At 63.6% G+C, this 15,219-nt stretch carries 13 protein-coding genes; 10 read left to right on the top strand and 3 right to left on the bottom strand.

Annotation, left to right across the window (positions count from 1 at the left end; genetic code table 11):
* Positions 1–23: 23 nt before the first annotated feature.
* Complete coding sequence (locus tag ACO06O_RS11745) at positions 24–590, bottom strand: peptidylprolyl isomerase (protein WP_421879942.1); 567 nt, start codon at positions 588–590, stop codon at positions 24–26.
* Positions 591–734: 144 nt separating this feature from the next.
* On the opposite strand from ACO06O_RS11745, the gene ACO06O_RS11740 reads away from it, so the two are divergent.
* The 5 genes from ACO06O_RS11740 to ppdK all read left to right on the top strand — a co-directional run bounded on the left by ACO06O_RS11740 (position 735) and on the right by ppdK (position 7,498).
* Positions 735–1,376, top strand: coding sequence for a hypothetical protein (locus ACO06O_RS11740; RefSeq protein ID WP_421879939.1), 642 nt, complete (start codon positions 735–737; stop codon positions 1,374–1,376).
* A gap of 150 nt (positions 1,377–1,526) precedes the next feature.
* Positions 1,527–2,402, top strand: a complete 876-nt coding sequence (locus ACO06O_RS11735) for a glycine--tRNA ligase subunit alpha (protein ID WP_421879936.1) — start codon at positions 1,527–1,529, stop codon at positions 2,400–2,402.
* Positions 2,402–2,677: a hypothetical protein gene (locus tag ACO06O_RS11730; protein ID WP_421879933.1), complete on the top strand. Its 276-nt coding sequence runs from the start codon at positions 2,402–2,404 to the stop codon at positions 2,675–2,677. The genes ACO06O_RS11735 and ACO06O_RS11730 overlap by 1 nt, the downstream gene beginning before the upstream one ends.
* 1 nt (position 2,678) lies before the next feature.
* Positions 2,679–4,778, top strand: a complete 2,100-nt coding sequence (glyS, locus tag ACO06O_RS11725) for a glycine--tRNA ligase subunit beta (protein ID WP_421879930.1) — start codon at positions 2,679–2,681, stop codon at positions 4,776–4,778.
* A 50-nt stretch (positions 4,779–4,828) separates the two neighbouring features.
* Positions 4,829–7,498 carry a pyruvate, phosphate dikinase gene (gene ppdK / locus ACO06O_RS11720; RefSeq protein ID WP_421879927.1) on the top strand — a complete coding sequence of 890 codons (2,670 nt, stop codon included), beginning with the start codon at positions 4,829–4,831 and terminating at the stop codon, positions 7,496–7,498.
* Between the two features lie 15 nt (positions 7,499–7,513).
* Here ppdK and ACO06O_RS11715 read toward each other — a convergent pair whose 3' ends face one another.
* Positions 7,514–9,025, bottom strand: a complete 1,512-nt coding sequence (locus tag ACO06O_RS11715; RefSeq protein ID WP_421879924.1) for an ATP-binding protein — start codon at positions 9,023–9,025, stop codon at positions 7,514–7,516.
* An 88-nt stretch (positions 9,026–9,113) separates the two neighbouring features.
* Positions 9,114–9,995 (bottom strand): NAD(P)-dependent oxidoreductase, encoded by an 882-nt coding sequence (locus ACO06O_RS11710; protein ID WP_421879921.1) that lies wholly within the window; start codon positions 9,993–9,995, stop codon positions 9,114–9,116.
* Positions 9,996–10,305: 310 nt separating this feature from the next.
* Here ACO06O_RS11710 and ACO06O_RS11705 point away from each other — a divergent pair, with 310 nt between their 5' ends.
* The 5 genes from ACO06O_RS11705 to ACO06O_RS11685 all read left to right on the top strand — a co-directional run bounded on the left by ACO06O_RS11705 (position 10,306) and on the right by ACO06O_RS11685 (position 15,213).
* Complete coding sequence (locus ACO06O_RS11705) at positions 10,306–11,982, top strand: thiamine pyrophosphate-binding protein (RefSeq protein ID WP_421879919.1); 1,677 nt, start codon at positions 10,306–10,308, stop codon at positions 11,980–11,982.
* Positions 11,979–13,157, top strand: a complete 1,179-nt coding sequence (locus ACO06O_RS11700; RefSeq protein ID WP_421879916.1) for an NAD(P)/FAD-dependent oxidoreductase — start codon at positions 11,979–11,981, stop codon at positions 13,155–13,157. The genes ACO06O_RS11705 and ACO06O_RS11700 overlap by 4 nt, the downstream gene beginning before the upstream one ends.
* A gap of 2 nt (positions 13,158–13,159) precedes the next feature.
* Complete coding sequence (locus ACO06O_RS11695; protein WP_421879913.1) at positions 13,160–13,789, top strand: LysE family translocator; 630 nt, start codon at positions 13,160–13,162, stop codon at positions 13,787–13,789.
* Between the two features lie 94 nt (positions 13,790–13,883).
* Positions 13,884–14,171, top strand: a complete 288-nt coding sequence (locus ACO06O_RS11690) for a hypothetical protein (protein ID WP_421879910.1) — start codon at positions 13,884–13,886, stop codon at positions 14,169–14,171.
* Positions 14,172–14,340: 169 nt separating this feature from the next.
* Positions 14,341–15,213, top strand: coding sequence for a 3-hydroxybutyryl-CoA dehydrogenase (locus ACO06O_RS11685; protein ID WP_421879908.1), 873 nt, complete (start codon positions 14,341–14,343; stop codon positions 15,211–15,213).
* Positions 15,214–15,219 lie beyond the last annotated feature (6 nt).

Genomic DNA, 15,219 nt, shown 5'->3' with positions numbered 1-15,219 from the left:
TAGAACTTTGTCCCGGTCGGGACTTATTGAGGCACGTCGGCGGCGACGCGGACGGAGACCATGGCGTCCGGATCGGTCACGGACCCGCTGCGGCCGGCGCCCTTCTTGATCTGATCGACGACATCCATGCCTTCGACGACCTTGCCCCAGACGGTATATTCGCCGTTCAGGAAGGAACAATCGTCGAAGCAGATGAACCATTGGCTGTTGGCCGAATTCGGGTCCGGCGTGCGGGCCATGCCGACCGTGCCGCGCAGGAAGGGCGCGCTGTTGAATTCCTGCTTCAGGTCCGGATAGGTCGAGCCGCCCGTGCCGGTTCCCGTCGGGTCGCCGGTCTGGGCCATGAAATCTTCGATCACGCGGTGAAAGACGACGCCGTCATAGAAGCCTTCCCGGGCCAGCAGTTTGATGCGCTCGACATGGTTCGGCGCCAGGTCCGGGCGCATTTCGATCACGATGCGGCCGAATTCCATATCGATGAACAGCGTGTTTTCCGGGTCCTGTTCGGCGACGGCGCCCGTCGAGGCGCTGAGCGTCAGTCCGACGGCGAGGGCGAGGCTGCGGAAAGTGCGGGTACGGCTGATCGGCATGACGGATCCTTTCAGGTCAGATGCAGTGCGTCGCCGGGAGACATAGACCGGCGATGCGCCCCGGTAAACCCTGCACAGTCCCCGGAACGGACCGGCGAAAGCGGAATCTTTCGCGCGGTTCCGCAATCGGGTATAGGAATCGGCATGCTGATTCCCCGCGCCCTGAAACCGATTCTCAGTGTTCTGGCCGTGCTTTGCGCGCTTCCGGCAAGCGCGGCGGCACAACAGAACGATGCGGCTTCACAATCAACCGCTCAGCAGGTCATTGTGCCGGTCGACGGGGTGGACCCGACCGACGGCAGCCGCCTGACCGGTGTTCGTCTGACGTCTGAAAACGGTCAGGCCTTTCTGTTCTTCCTGTGCGACAGCGACAATACCAATCCGCGCATTATCTTCGGCCATGGTCAGGATATTCATAAGCCGACGAAACCGATCGGATTCGACATCGCGATCGACGGCACCGAAAGCCAGCGTCACTATTTTACGGTGCTGAAAAACAGTCGATCCGCCGTATTCTTCGTGCGGACGGCGGAAATGTATCATGACCGCTTCGGCGAATCGCCGCCGGTTTTCAACGAACAGACCCGGTCGGTGAACCGTCAGTACATCGCCTGGACCGACAATATCTATAACCGCGTGACCGCCGACCTTTTCTTCGGGAAACTCGCGTTGCTGCGGTTCACCGACGGCGCGAACAAGCCCCATGCCTATGTCTTCCACCTGCAAAGGCTGGCGGAGAATATCGGTCGGTTGGAAAGCTGCTACGAAGCGCCTTGGGTCTATTGATCCGGCTTCGCGGCGGGCCCGCTTCGTCCATAGTGTCGCGGACCTGAAAAAACCCGCGCGGCGGCGTTGATTCACGCGGGACGCATCAGTATTGTGCGCCGCACTGAAAATCGGGGTCGCTCCCCGAATGCCAAGAGATATCACCGGACGATGACCCAACCGAAGCGCTCCGGCGCGAGTTTTCAGGACATCATTTTGACCCTGCACCGCTATTGGTCGGACCAGGGTTGCGTGATCTTGCAGCCCTACGACATGGAGGTCGGCGCCGGCACCTTCCATTGGGCGACGACGCTGCGCTCGCTGGGTTCCAAGCCTTGGAAGGCCGCCTATGTCCAGCCGTCGCGCCGTCCGACCGACGGCCGCTATGGCGAGAATCCGAACCGGCTGCAGCACTATTATCAGTATCAGGTCATCATGAAGCCCTCGCCGGCGAACAGTCAGGAGCTTTATCTCGGCTCCCTGAAGGCGATCGGCCTTGATCCGATGGAACACGACATCCGCTTCGTCGAGGACGATTGGGAAAGCCCGACCCTGGGCGCCTGGGGCCTGGGTTGGGAAGTCTGGTGCGACGGGATGGAAGTCAGCCAGTTCACCTATTTCCAGCAGGTCGGCGGTTTCGACTGCAACCCCGTCTCGACCGAACTGACCTACGGGCTGGAGCGCCTGGCCATGTATGTCCAGGGCGTGGAGAACATCTACGACCTGCGCTTCAATGACACGATGACCTATCGCGAGGTCTATCATCAGGCCGAGGTCGAGTATTCGAAGCACAATTTCGAACTGGCCGATACGGATATGATCCTGCGCCATTTCGAAGACGCCGAGGGCGAATGCGCCCGCCTGATCGAAGGCGGTGTGGCCCTCCCGGCCTATGACCAGTGCCTGAAGGCCAGCCATCTGTTCAATCTGCTGGACGCGCGCGGGGTGATCTCCGTCACCGAACGCCAGGCCTATATCGGCCGCGTCCGCGCGCTCGCCAAAGCCTGCGCCGAAGCCTGGCTGCGGAACGAAGGGGAGTTGGGGTGATGACCGAACAACTGACCTTGAGCCTGCGCGGCGGCGGTTCCGGCAATGGCTGGCGCAAGCTGCCCCTGTTTGTGGCGGCGCAGCGGCGTATGCCGCGCCATCAAACGGCGCTGCCGCTGATCGGCGGCGGATCCGGGACCGGATACCGCGCCCTGCCGCTCTTCCGCGCCGCGAATGACGCGCATCCGTATTCCCGCGAAAGCGGGAATCTTCCGGCCACGGGCACCGATGGTATTCCGGCAAGGCCCCTGCTCGCGCAGGAGCACGGTGTCTGAGATGGCTGAACTTCTTCTCGAACTGTTCAGCGAGGAAATTCCCGCACGCATGCAGCGTCAGGCGGCGGAGGATTTCAAACGGCTGATCACCGACGGGCTGGCCAAGGCCAATCTGAAATTCGACACGGCCCGCTGTTTCTGGACGCCGCGCCGTCTGGCGCTGGTCGTCGACGGCCTGCCGACCAGTCAGCCCGATCTCCGTGAGGAAAAGAAGGGGCCGAAAGTCGGCGCACCGGATCAGGCCGTTCAAGGCTTCCTGCGTTCCGCCGGCCTAGACAGCCTGGATCAATGCGAACAGCGCGATACGCCGAAAGGCCCGGTCTGGTTCGCGGTCGTCGAGAAGAAGGGCGGCGCGACGGCGGACATTCTGCCGGAAATCGTCGACACGGCGATCCGGGCGCTGCCCTGGGCGAAAAGCATGCGTTTCGCCGCGCAGCAGTTCCGTTGGGTCCGTCCGTTGCACCGCATCCTGGCGGCTTTTGCCGGTGAACCGCTCAAAGGCGGGTTCGATCTGGGCGGCGCTGCGGTTGATTATGCGGCGACGTCTTCCGGCCACCGCTTCCTGTCGCCGGAGCCGTTCACGGTCGTCAATTTCAGCGACTATGCGCAGAAACTGCGCGATGCCCATGTCATCCTCGACCCGGAAGAGCGCCGCCAGAAGATCGCTGACGATCTGCGCGCCGCTGCAGACCGGGAAGGGCTGACCGTCAAGGACGATCCGGCGCTGCTGGACGAGGTCACCAATCTGGTCGAATGGCCGGTCGCGCTGATCGGGAAGATCGACGACGAATTCATGGAAGTGCCGCCGGAGGTGCTGTCGACCTCCATGCGCGCGCATCAGAAATACTTCTCGCTGCAGCGGCCTGACGGCACGCTGGCCCCGCGTTTCGCCGTCGTCGCCAATATGGCGGCCCAGGATGGCGGGGAGCGGATCCGCGCCGGGAACGAACGCGTCCTGCGCGCCCGGCTGGCCGATGCCAAATTCTTCTGGGATCAGGATCGCGCGACCAAGCTGGAGGACCGGCTGGAGGCGTTGGAGAAGGTCATCTTCCATGCCAAGCTGGGGACCGTCGCGGAACGGGTCGAGCGTCTGGCGAGTACCGCCGATGTCCTGTCCCAATACATCCCGGGTTGCGACAGCAACGACGCCCGCCGTGCCGCGCGCCTGGCCAAGGCCGACCTGACCACGGAAATGGTCGGGGAGTTCCCGGAGCTTCAGGGCATCATGGGCCGCTATTACGCCCTGCATCAAGGCGAGGAGCAGGCCGTCGCCGATGCGATCGCCCAGCATTACTCCCCTGCCGGGCCGAACGATACCTGTCCGACCGCGCCGATTTCGGTTGCCGTCGCCCTGGCGGAGAAGATCGATACGCTGGTCGGCTTCTGGCTGATCGACGAGAAGCCGACCGGGTCGAAGGATCCGTTCGCACTGCGCCGCGCCGCGCTGGGGGTGATCCGCCTTGTGCTGGAAAACGGCGTTCGCCTGTCGCTGACCCATGTGGCGGCGGAATGCGCCGGCCTCTATGGCGAACAGGGTAAGGTTTCCGTCGACATCCGCGATCTGCCGAAGATCACCTCCGATCTCCTGTCCTTCTTCGCGGACCGTCTGCGCGTCCATTTGAAGGACGAGGGCGTGTCCCATGATCTCATCCAAGCGCTGTTCGCGCTGGGTGACGAGGATGATCTGGTCCGGCTGGTCGCCCGGGTTCACGCGCTGCGCGCCTTCCTGGACAGCGACGATGGCGCGAACCTGCTGACGGCCTATCGCCGCGCCGCGAACATCCTGCGCGCGGAAGAGAAGAAGGACGGCACCGAATTCAAGGGTGAACCGGATGCGGCACTGTTCGCGCTGGACGAGGAAAAGGCTCTGGCCGATGCGCTGAAGACCGCATCGGCGGCGTCGGCGACCGCCATTCGGGCGGAGGATTTCGCCGCCGCGATGACCGCCCTGTCCGGTCTGCGCCAGCCGGTGGATGCCTTTTTCGACAAGGTCACCGTGAATGCCGACGATCCGGCGTTGCGGAAGAACCGTTTGGTTTTGTTGGCGCGCATCCGCGCGGTGATGGGGCAACTGGCCGATTTCGGCCAGATTGAGGGCTAGGGGGCGGTGCGCAATCGTCCCCCAACAGACAACAAGGGTTGGAAGAGACGATGACCAAATGGGTCTACGGGTTCGGGAACGGTAAGGCCGAAGGCGCGCGCGAAATGCGCAACCTGCTCGGCGGCAAGGGCGCCAACCTGGCGGAAATGTCGAATATCGGTCTGCCCGTGCCGCCCGGCTTCACGATCTCGACCGAAGTCTGCACCCATTACTATGACAACGGTAAGCAATACCCCGCCGAGCTGGAAAACCAGGTTGCGGATGGGCTGAAAGCCGTCGAGAAGATCGTCGGCGCGAAGTTCGGCGACGAGACGAACCCGCTGCTGGTTTCCGTCCGGTCGGGCGCGCGGGTCTCCATGCCGGGCATGATGGACACGGTGCTCAATCTGGGCCTGAACGATGTGACCGTCGAAGGTCTGGCCGAACAGTCCGGCGACCGCCGCTTCGCGCTCGACAGCTATCGCCGCTTCATCCAGATGTACGGCAACGTCGTACTGGGTGTTGAGCACTTCCTGTTCGAAGAAAAGCTGGAAGACCTGAAGGACGAGACCGGCGCGGTGCTGGATACCGACCTGACCGCCGATCACCTTGCGACGCTGATCGAGCATTACAAGGACATCGTCCGCGAAGAGCTGGACCAGCCCTTCCCGCAGGATCCCCAGGAACAGCTTTGGGGTGCGATCGGCGCGGTGTTCAATTCCTGGCAGACCCCGCGCGCGATCACCTATCGCAGGCTGCACGACATCCCCGAAGCCTGGGGCACGGCGGTCAACGTCCAGGCCATGGTCTTCGGCAATATGGGCGCGGATTGCGCGACCGGCGTCGCCTTCACCCGCGACCCGTCGACCGGTGAGAATATCTTCTATGGCGAATATCTGGTGAATGCCCAGGGCGAAGACGTCGTCGCCGGTATTCGTACGCCGCAACACCTGACCATCGCAGGCAAGCAGGCCCAGGGGTCGGATCTTCCTGCAATGGAAGAGGTCATGCCCGATGTCTTTCAGCAATTGTGCGAGGTCCGCACCCTGCTGGAAAACCATTATCGGGACATGCAGGACATCGAGTTCACGGTCCAGAAGCACAAGCTGTACATGCTGCAGACCCGGTCGGGTAAGCGGACCAGCCAGGCCGCGATCCGCATCGCCTGTGAAATGGTCGATGAGGGCCTGATCGACAGCAAGACCGCCGTGATGCGGGTCGAGCCGCAATCGCTGGATCAGATCCTGCACCCGCGCCTGGATCCGGATGCGAAGCGCGATGTGATATCGAAGGGCCTGCCGGCCTCTCCCGGTGCCGCGTCGGGCATCATCGTCTTCTCCGCCGACGATGCCGAGAAACGCGCCCAGAACGGCGAGAAGGTCATGCTGGTACGCATTGAGACCTCGCCGGAAGACATTCACGGCATGCATGCCGCCGAAGGCATCCTGACCACGCGTGGCGGGATGACCAGCCATGCCGCCGTCGTCGCGCGCGGCATGGGCCGGGCCTGCGTTGCAGGGGCCGGGGAAATCCGCATCGACTACAAGGCGGCGACCTTCACCGTGCGTGGCACGACGCTGAAGGAAGGCGACTGGATCACTATCGACGGATCGACCGGCGAAATCATGAAGGGCCGCGTGCCGACGGTTCAGCCCGAACTGTCCGGCGATTTCGCCCGGATCATGGAATGGGCCGATGCCCATCGCCGCATGACCGTCCGCGCCAATGCCGAAACGCCGGAAGATGTCGCGACCGCCCGCCGGTTCGGGGCGCTGGGCATCGGACTGTGCCGGACAGAGCATATGTTCTTTGACGGCGACCGCATCCTGGCGGTGCGCGAGATGATCCTGGCCGCCGACGAAGATGGCCGCCGGGCGGCGTTGGCCAAAATCCTGCCGATGCAGCGCGGTGATTTCGAAGAGATCTTCGACATCATGAAGGGCCTGCCGGTGACGATCCGACTGCTGGACCCGCCGCTGCACGAATTCCTGCCGCGCGAACGGGCGGAATTCGAAGAGATTGCCGCCGATCTGGGGGTCGATGTCGACAAGATCCAGGGCCGGGCCGCGCAACTGCACGAATCCAATCCGATGCTGGGCCATCGCGGGTGCCGTCTGCTGAACAGCTATCCGGAAATCTGCGAGATGCAGGCCCGGGCGATCTTCGAAGCCGCCGTGGCGGTGGAAAAGAAATCGGGTGAGGCGGTGTTGTGCGAGGTCATGGTCCCGCTGGTTTCGGTCAAGAAGGAGCTGGACCTGCTGCGCGCGGTGATCGACGAGACGGCCAAGGCCGTCGCGGCCGAACAGGGGATTGCACCGAAATACACGGTCGGCACCATGATCGAACTGCCGCGCGCCGCGTTGCGTGCGGCCGAGATCGCGGAATCGGCGGAGTTCTTCTCCTTCGGGACCAACGACCTGACGCAGACGACCTTCGGCCTCAGCCGCGACGACAGCGCCAATTTCCTGACCGACTACGAACGTCGTGGCATTCTGGAACACGACCCGTTCCAGACCCTGGACCGCGATGGTGTCGGCGAACTGATCGGCATCGCGGCAGTACGCGGGCGAGAGGCGCGCGACGGCATCAAGCTCGGCATCTGCGGGGAACATGGCGGCGACCCGGCTTCCATCGCCTTCTGCGAAGGTCTGGGGCTCGACTATGTGTCGTGCAGCCCGTTCCGCGTGCCGATCGCACGGCTGGCGGCGGCGCAGGCGGCGATCGAGGCCGCTGGCCGCTGATCTGTCAGGGGGCTGCTACTCCGCGACGCGGGCCATGCGGGTATCGGACTGCGTCCGGTCGGCGGGGAAGTTGATCGTCACGGCCGTCCCCTTGTTCGGGGCGCTGGTCAGGGTCAGCCGGCCGCCATGCAGTTCGGCCAGCATCCGGACCAGCGGCAGGCCCAGCCCGGTACCCGCATGTTTGCGGGTATAGGCGCTGTCGACCTGGACGAAGGGCTGCAGGATGCGTTCCTGATCCTTCTCGGCGATCCCGATCCCGGTATCCGTGACCGCGATGTCCAACCCGCCATTGACCGCCGGCCGGCAGGTAATCGTGATTGTCCCGCCGGAGGGGGTGAACTTGACCGCATTCGATAGCAGGTTCAGCACCATCTGACGGACTTTGCGCTCGTCGCCGCGCAGGGCCGGGGTCGAGGCCGGGACGCTGGCATGGATGGTCAGCCCCTTTTCCTGCGCGCCGTTCCGCACCATGCCGGTGCAGGCCTCGATCGTCGCGCCGACATCCATCACGGCTTCCTGCAAATCGAGCTTTCCCGCCTCCGCCTTGGACAGGTCCAGCAGGTCGTTGATCAAGGTCAGCAGATGGATGCCGCTTTCGCGAATGTCCTTCGCATATTCCTTGCGCAGATCCTTGTCCGTGACGGAATCGCCGCCCAGCAGTTCCGCAAACCCGATGATGGAGTTCAGGGGGGTGCGGAATTCATGGCTCATATTCGCCAGGAATTGGCTTTTCGCACGGCTGGCGGCCAGGGCTTCGTCATGCGCGCGTTTCAGTTCGGACGTGCGCTCCCGCACCCGCCGTTCCAGGCTGGCCCGCGCGCCTTCCAGTTCGATTTCGTTCCGGTGCTGTCGGTCGCGCATCTTGTTGAAGGCGCGGAAGACGTCGCCGACCTCGTCATCGCGGATCGGTACGGCGCGTTCCACGCCGCGTCCCTGATCGGTTTGATTGATGATCGCGATCAATTGGGCCAGGGGGTCGCCAACGATCCGCCGATAGACGAAAGACCCGACGATCACGATGGCGGCGAGCAGCATCGCCGACAGCGTACCGGCGAAGGTCAATCGATCCGCCATGGCGTCGATCAACCGCTTGTCCGTCAGCACAACGCGGATACGCCCGACCGGGATCGCATCGTCGCCGACGCCGATATTCAGTATCTTGGAAAAGACCAGGTCCGCGCCGGGACGGACTTCGCCGCGCGCCACTTCGGCGATGGGCTGGCCCTGGGCGTCGAAGACACCGATTGACGCCACATCGCGGTCGTTGACGGCGTTGGCGATCACGGCCTGAACCAGTCGGCGCTCGTTCTGGGCAACCGGCTCCGCCAGAATGATGGACAGGTTGGCCCCCATCCGGTCGACGCGGTCGCGCAAGGATTCCCGCGCATTCTGATAGGTGAAGATCTCGACCAGGGCGACGAACAGGACGATGACGACGATCACCGCCGGCACATAGGCGATCAGGAAGCGGCCATGCACCGTCCGATTCAGGCGGCGTCCTTGCGGCTGCGGCTCCTCGTCACTCATCGATGCTGGCCCCCCGGATGGCGATCCCACCCACAAAGCCGGAGTCTATCGGAAGTGCCGCGATCCGCCAATTCCGGATGTGCCGGGCTTACCGGGCGTTGCGGCGGGTCAGTTCCAGGAAGACCGCGCTTTGGTCCTTGTCGCCGTCGCCATGCGCCACGGTATCTTCGTATAGGCCCGTGGTGACGCCGGATACCGGCAAATCGAGGCCCAGCGTTGCGGCGAAGGCCATTGCCGTGCGCAGATCCTTCAACTGGTATTTGGAGAACCCGCCCGGCGTCCAATTGCCCTCGCACATGCGCAGACCGTGCTGCTGCAGGATTGTCGAATCGGCGAAACCGCCCAGAAGCGCTTGGCGCACGGCCGCCGGATCGGCACCGCCGCGTTCGGCGAAGATCAAGGCCTCCGCGACCGTCGCCAGGGTGTTTCCGACGATGATCTGGTTTGCCAGTTTGGCCAGTTGTCCGGCGCCGGCGGGACCGACTAGGGTGGGCCGGCCCATGGCGCTGAAAGCCGGGCGCAGAGCGTCGAAATCCTCCTGCGCACCCCCGGCCATGATCGCCAATGTGGCTTCTGTCGCGCCTTTCTCGCCGCCCGAGACCGGCGCGTCCAGATAGCCGACACCACGCGTGGCCGCGCGTTCCGCCTGATCGCGGGCGGTTTCGACGGGGATGGAGGACATAACGACAAGCCGGCTGCCGGACGCCATGGCCGGTAGAACCGGCGCGCCGTGATCACCCTGATCGTTCAGGACGTGATCGCAGGTCGGGCCGTCACTTAACATCACGATGACAAGGTCGGCGCCATCGGCCGCCTGTGCCGCTGTCTCCGCAACGGAGATGCCGCTATCCCGTAACGCGTCCGACTTGGCGCGACTGCGGTTCCATGCCGTGACCGCGAAGCCGCCCCGCGCGAGGTTGCGCGCCATGGGGGCACCCATGATCCCGGTCCCGACAAATCCGATGCGCATGTTCGCCCCCTTCGTTTCTGGTTCTGTTAAAACGGGCGGATGGTGGGACGAATGCGCGGGGAACTCCAGCCCGGAATCCCCGACGTTGCGGTCATGGCTGTTGTGAATTGCCACGCCCCGGATCGGCGCGCCGATTACATTCCCTTGGCGGCAAGCGGAGTCCGGCCCCGGCGGCGGGGTTTAATGGCCCGGTGAGGCAGGGTTTATCCGCACGGGCGGCGCCGTTCACAGCGCTTGCGAAGCGGCGCGGGCCATGGCTAGGTTCCCCCGACCAATTCATGAGACCTTTCCATCAAGGGAATGACGCGAAATGACTTCCGCGGCACAAGGCGCTATTCGGCATGGTGGCCGGATCCTGGCTGATCAGCTAAAAATCCAGGGATGCGACCGCGTATTCCTCGTCCCGGGCGAAAGCTATCTCGCGGTGCTGGACGGGCTTTACGACGTGCCGGAGATCGAGCCGGTCGTGTGCCGCCAGGAAGGCGGCGCGGCCATGATGGCCGATGCCTATGGCAAACTCACGGGTCAGCCGGGCGTGTGTTTTGTGACGCGCGGGCCGGGGGCGACGAACGCGTCGGCAGGCGTCCATATCGCGTTTCAGGATTCGACCCCGATGATCCTGTTCATCGGTCAGGTCGGCCGCGACATGGTCGACCGCGAGGCATTTCAGGAAGTCGATTATCGTCAGATGTTCGCGCCCCTGGCCAAATGGGCAGCCCAGATCGACACGGTGGAACGCATCCCGGAATACATCAGTCATGCCTACCATGTCGCTCTGTCCGGGCGTCCGGGCCCGGTCGTGCTGGCCCTGCCGGAGGACATGCTGACCGAAACCGTGGATGTTCCGGATGCCAAGCCGGCCAATCCCGGCTATGCCAAGCCGAACCGGGACGACATGGCGACCTTCGCCGATATGCTGGCGAAGGCCGAGCGGCCGATGATGGTGCTGGGCGGGCCGGGCTGGAGCGATGACGCGCGCCGGTCGGTGGAGGCGTTCAGCGCCCGCACCGGTCTGCCGGTCTGTACGTCCTTCCGGGCGCAGGACTACTTCGATAACGACCATCCGAACTATGCCGGGCACAGCGGCATCGGGCCGATCCCCAGCCTGCGCGATGCGATCCGCGACGCGGATCTGCTGATCGTCGTCGGCGCGCGGATGGGCGAGATGACCACCAGCGGCTATACGCAGATGGACATCCCCAATCCGAAACAGAGCCTGATCCACATTCATCCGGATGCGTCCGAATTGGGGCGTGTCTACCGTCCGGACTTGTCCATTGTCGCCGCCACGTCCGCCTTCGCGGCCGCACTTCAGGATGTCGAAGTTGCCCAATTGGCGACCAATGCCAAGCGTACGGCGGATCTGAACCGGGGATACCGGGACAGCCTGACGCCCTTGCCGACCCCTGGTGACGTTCGGATGGAAGAGGTGTTGAGCCATGTTGCGGCGACCCTGCCCGCGGACGCGATTATCACCAATGGGGCCGGCAACTACGCCGGTTGGGTCCATCGCTATTACCGGTTCCGCACCTACCGGACGCAGCTTGCCCCGACCTCCGGGTCGATGGGGTACGGCATGCCCGCCGCCGTCGCGGCCAAACTGACCGCGCCGGATCGTGAAGTCGTCTGCTTTGCCGGGGACGGTTGCTACATGATGCATGGACAGGAACTGGCGACTGCGGTGACCCACGGGCTGGATATGACGGTGATCGTGTCCAACAACGGGACCTACGGGACCATCCGCATGCATCAGGAACGGGAGTATCCGTCCCGCGTTTCCGGCACCGATCTCAGCAATCCGAACTTTGCCAAGCTGGCGGAAGCTTATGGGGCGCTGGGAATCCGCGTCGAACGATCCGAGGATTTCCCGGACGCCTTCGCGAAGGCGCGCGCTCACAAGGGGCCGGCCTTGATCGAATTGATGACGTCGGCTGAGGCAATCTCTGTCTCGACCACCATCAGCAAGCTGCGCGAGCGGGTGAAATGACCGATGTCGTCGTCATCGGCGGCGGCGTCATCGGCAGCGCGGTCGCGTATTTCCTGGCCAGCGACCCGGCCTTCGACGGCACGGTAACGGTCGTCGAGAAGGACCCGACCTACGAATTCAGCACTTCGGCGCGGTCCGTTGCGTCGATACGTCAGCAATTCTCGACGGCGGAAAATGTCGCGATTTCCCGCTTCGGCTATGCCTTTCTGAAGGAAATCGGCACGCATCTGGCGGTTGATGACGAGGCACCGGACATTCAGTTCCGGGAAGGCGGGTATCTGTTCCTGGGGGAAGAGGGCGATCGGGCAGCCTTTGACCGAACCCTTCAGATCCAGCGGGATGGCGGCGCGGAGGTCGACAGGATCGACGGGCCCGCCGCCATTGCGGCGCGCTTTCCCTGGATGAATACGGAAGACTTGGCCCTGGCGCATCTGGGCCTTTCGCGCGAAGGCTGGTTCGACGGATACGGCCTGATGCGCGCCTTCAGGCGCAAGGCCGCATCGCTGGGCGTCACCTATGTCGCTCAGCAGGCAGTGGGTTTCGAACGCGACGGAAGCCGGATCGCGGCGGTCCAACTGTCGGACGGGACGCGCATCCCGGGCGGGGTCTTTGTGAACGCCAGCGGGGCGCGGGCGCGCTGGACCGCGGAAATGGCGGGAATCGAGGGGCTGCCCGTGTCGCCACGCAAACGCTGCGTCTTCTATTGCGAGACCCGCGAAGCCGTTCCGCAGGGCCTTCTGGTGATCGACAGCAGCGGCACCTATTTCCGTGCCGAAGGGCAGGGGTTCCTGTGCGGCCGGTCACCGGGGCCGGGCGAGGACGATCCCGAGAACACCGATTTCGACGTCGATTATAGTCAGTTCGAAGAGTATCTTTGGCCGTCTCTGGCACACCGCGTCCCGGCGTTTGAGGCGATCAAACAGGTTTCGGCCTGGGGCTGTCATTATGCGATGTGCCTTCTGGACGCCAACGCCATTCTGGGGCCGCATCCGGACGTGACGAATTTCCTGTTCGCCAATGGATTCAGCGGGCACGGCATGCAGCAATCTCCTGCGGTCGGCCGGGGACTGGCGGAATGGATTGTTTACGGTCAGTATCGCAGCCTGGATTTGTCACCATTCGGCTATGAGAGAATTCTCGAAGGGCGGCCGCTGGAAGAGACGGAGGTCATCTGATTATGGTCAATATCGAACTGTATGTGGCGTTCTGTCTGGCGACGACCCTGTTGATCTTGATGCCGGGGCCTGTCGTGGCCTTGGTCATTGCAACCAGCTTGAAGCGCGGGACGCGGTTCGGCATGGCGACCATGCTGGGCGCCAATGTCGGGACCGGCGTGTTGCTGATCGCCGGCGCGATCGGCATGACAACGGTGCTGGCGCTGTTGTCCGACGTATTCGATCTGGTCCGCCTCGTCGGTGCGGCTTATCTGATCTATCTGGGAATCAAGGAGTGGCGGTCGCGCGGGACGATTCTGGACGAAGGACAGGCCGATAAGCGGCGGGGACTTTCCGCCCTGTTCGGCTATGGTTTCCTGACCGGCATCACCAATCCCAAGACCATTATCTTCTATGCGGCCTTCTTCCCTCAGTTTGTGGACCCCACCCTGGCGGCGGGGCCGCAATTGGCGGTGATGACGGCGAGCATGCTGGCGATCGCCCTGGTTTGCGACGGGGGCTATGCGGTTCTGGCGGGGCGGGTGCGTCCGTTCCTGATGGATGCGAAACGGGCGTTGATCCGCGCCCGGATCACCGGGACGCTGCTGATCGTCACCGGGATCGGGCTGGCCCTCGCCCGACGAGACGGTTAGGGGCCAACGGCGGCTCTTCCATCGCGATCCGGACGGCCCTATATTGGCGCGTCCGCCGTTCGGAAGCGGCCGAAAAGACGAGGAAGGGAATAGCATGTCGAAAATGGGGAATGCCGTTCTGTTCTGCGCCGCGCTGACGATCGGCGGCGCGCTGTCCGGGACCGCTTCGGCGCAGAATGTCGATGAATCGACGCGCGATATTCCGGGCCGCTATGCCGTGGTTGAAACCGACAGCGGGCCGGTTCTGGTCGATACCGCCTTCGGCCGTACCTGGGTCATGGTGAAACAGGGCGACGGCTTCGTCTGGCGCCGGGTGTTCCTGGAAGCCCAGGCCGAGCCCCCGGCCGGAATGGTGCGTCGCCCGCCCAAACTTAAGAACTGACGACCTTCCGTCGGGCAGGTTTGGGGATTCGTGGTCCTTGGGCCGCGAAATTAACCGCCTATGACTCTTGCATTACAATTCCGACCGGCTCAAAGTTGCACCGCAACATAGAAAGGACTGCGGCCTGATTTCGGGACCGTGGCCGGTAAATGCGGGAAAGGAGGCGGCGATGTTCAAGACCATCGGCGTCATAGGGGCGGGCCAGATGGGCCACGGCATCGCCCATGCGTCGGCGTTGGCCGGTGCGAATATTCGTCTGATCGACGTTTCGCCGGAGGCTCTGACCGATGCTGTCGACCGGATTCGGTCGTTCATGGGCAAACAGGCCAGCCGCGGCGTCATTAAGGAAGCAGAGATCGAGCCCGCATTGGCGCGGATCAAGACCGGGACCGACTATGCCCTGCTGTCCGATTGCGACATGGTGATCGAAAGTGCGACCGAAAATGAGGGCATCAAGCGCGACATCCTGAAACGCGCCATCGAGCACATGCCTGCGGACGCCCTGCTGTCGACCAACACGTCGTCGATTTCGATCACGCGCCTGGCGGCCAATACCGACCGGCCGGACCGGTTCTGCGGTTGTCATTTCATGAATCCGGTCCCTGCCATGCCGTTGGTGGAACTGATCCGGGGCTTGGCGACGACAGACGAAACCTTCGAGAAATTCCGCGCCTATGCCGAAGGCCTGGGCAAGACAGTTGCGGTGTCGGAGGATTTCCCTGGTTTCATCGTGAACCGGATCCTTCTGCCGATGATCAACGAGGCGATCTATACCCTGTATGAAGGGGTCGGGACCGTCACCGCGATCGATACGGCGATGAAGCTGGGCACGCGGCATCCGTTGGGACCGCTGGAATTGGCCGATTTCATTGGGCTGGATACCTGTCTGGCGATTCTGTCGGTGCTGCATGGCGATCTGGCGGACGCGAAGTACCGTCCCTGTCCGCTGCTGGTGAAGTATGTCGAGGCGGGATGGCTCGGGGTTAAGACCGGGCGCGGTTTCTACGACTATGCCGAAGAAACGCCCCGCCCGACGCGATAGAACCGG

The sequence above is a fragment of the Pacificispira sp. genome, assembly GCF_965228185.1.
GTDB lineage: Bacteria > Pseudomonadota > Alphaproteobacteria > UBA8366 > Aestuariispiraceae > Pacificispira.
This window is presented reverse-complemented; position numbering and strand designations above follow the sequence as displayed.

Excerpts from the sequence above, each read along its gene's own strand:
- ACO06O_RS11745 (WP_421879942.1), bottom strand. The coding sequence starts at position 590 with ATGCCGATCAGCCGTACCCGCACTTTCCGCAGCCTCGCCCTCGCCGTC.
- ACO06O_RS11740 (WP_421879939.1), top strand. The coding sequence starts at position 735 with ATGCTGATTCCCCGCGCCCTGAAACCGATTCTCAGTGTTCTGGCCGTG.
- ACO06O_RS11735 (WP_421879936.1), top strand. The coding sequence starts at position 1,527 with ATGACCCAACCGAAGCGCTCCGGCGCGAGTTTTCAGGACATCATTTTG.
- ACO06O_RS11730 (WP_421879933.1), top strand. The coding sequence starts at position 2,402 with ATGACCGAACAACTGACCTTGAGCCTGCGCGGCGGCGGTTCCGGCAAT.
- glyS (WP_421879930.1), top strand. The coding sequence starts at position 2,679 with ATGGCTGAACTTCTTCTCGAACTGTTCAGCGAGGAAATTCCCGCACGC.
- ppdK (WP_421879927.1), top strand. The coding sequence starts at position 4,829 with ATGACCAAATGGGTCTACGGGTTCGGGAACGGTAAGGCCGAAGGCGCG.
- ACO06O_RS11715 (WP_421879924.1), bottom strand. The coding sequence starts at position 9,025 with ATGAGTGACGAGGAGCCGCAGCCGCAAGGACGCCGCCTGAATCGGACG.
- ACO06O_RS11710 (WP_421879921.1), bottom strand. The coding sequence starts at position 9,995 with ATGCGCATCGGATTTGTCGGGACCGGGATCATGGGTGCCCCCATGGCG.
- ACO06O_RS11705 (WP_421879919.1), top strand. The coding sequence starts at position 10,306 with ATGACTTCCGCGGCACAAGGCGCTATTCGGCATGGTGGCCGGATCCTG.
- ACO06O_RS11700 (WP_421879916.1), top strand. The coding sequence starts at position 11,979 with ATGACCGATGTCGTCGTCATCGGCGGCGGCGTCATCGGCAGCGCGGTC.
- ACO06O_RS11695 (WP_421879913.1), top strand. The coding sequence starts at position 13,160 with ATGGTCAATATCGAACTGTATGTGGCGTTCTGTCTGGCGACGACCCTG.
- ACO06O_RS11690 (WP_421879910.1), top strand. The coding sequence starts at position 13,884 with ATGTCGAAAATGGGGAATGCCGTTCTGTTCTGCGCCGCGCTGACGATC.
- ACO06O_RS11685 (WP_421879908.1), top strand. The coding sequence starts at position 14,341 with ATGTTCAAGACCATCGGCGTCATAGGGGCGGGCCAGATGGGCCACGGC.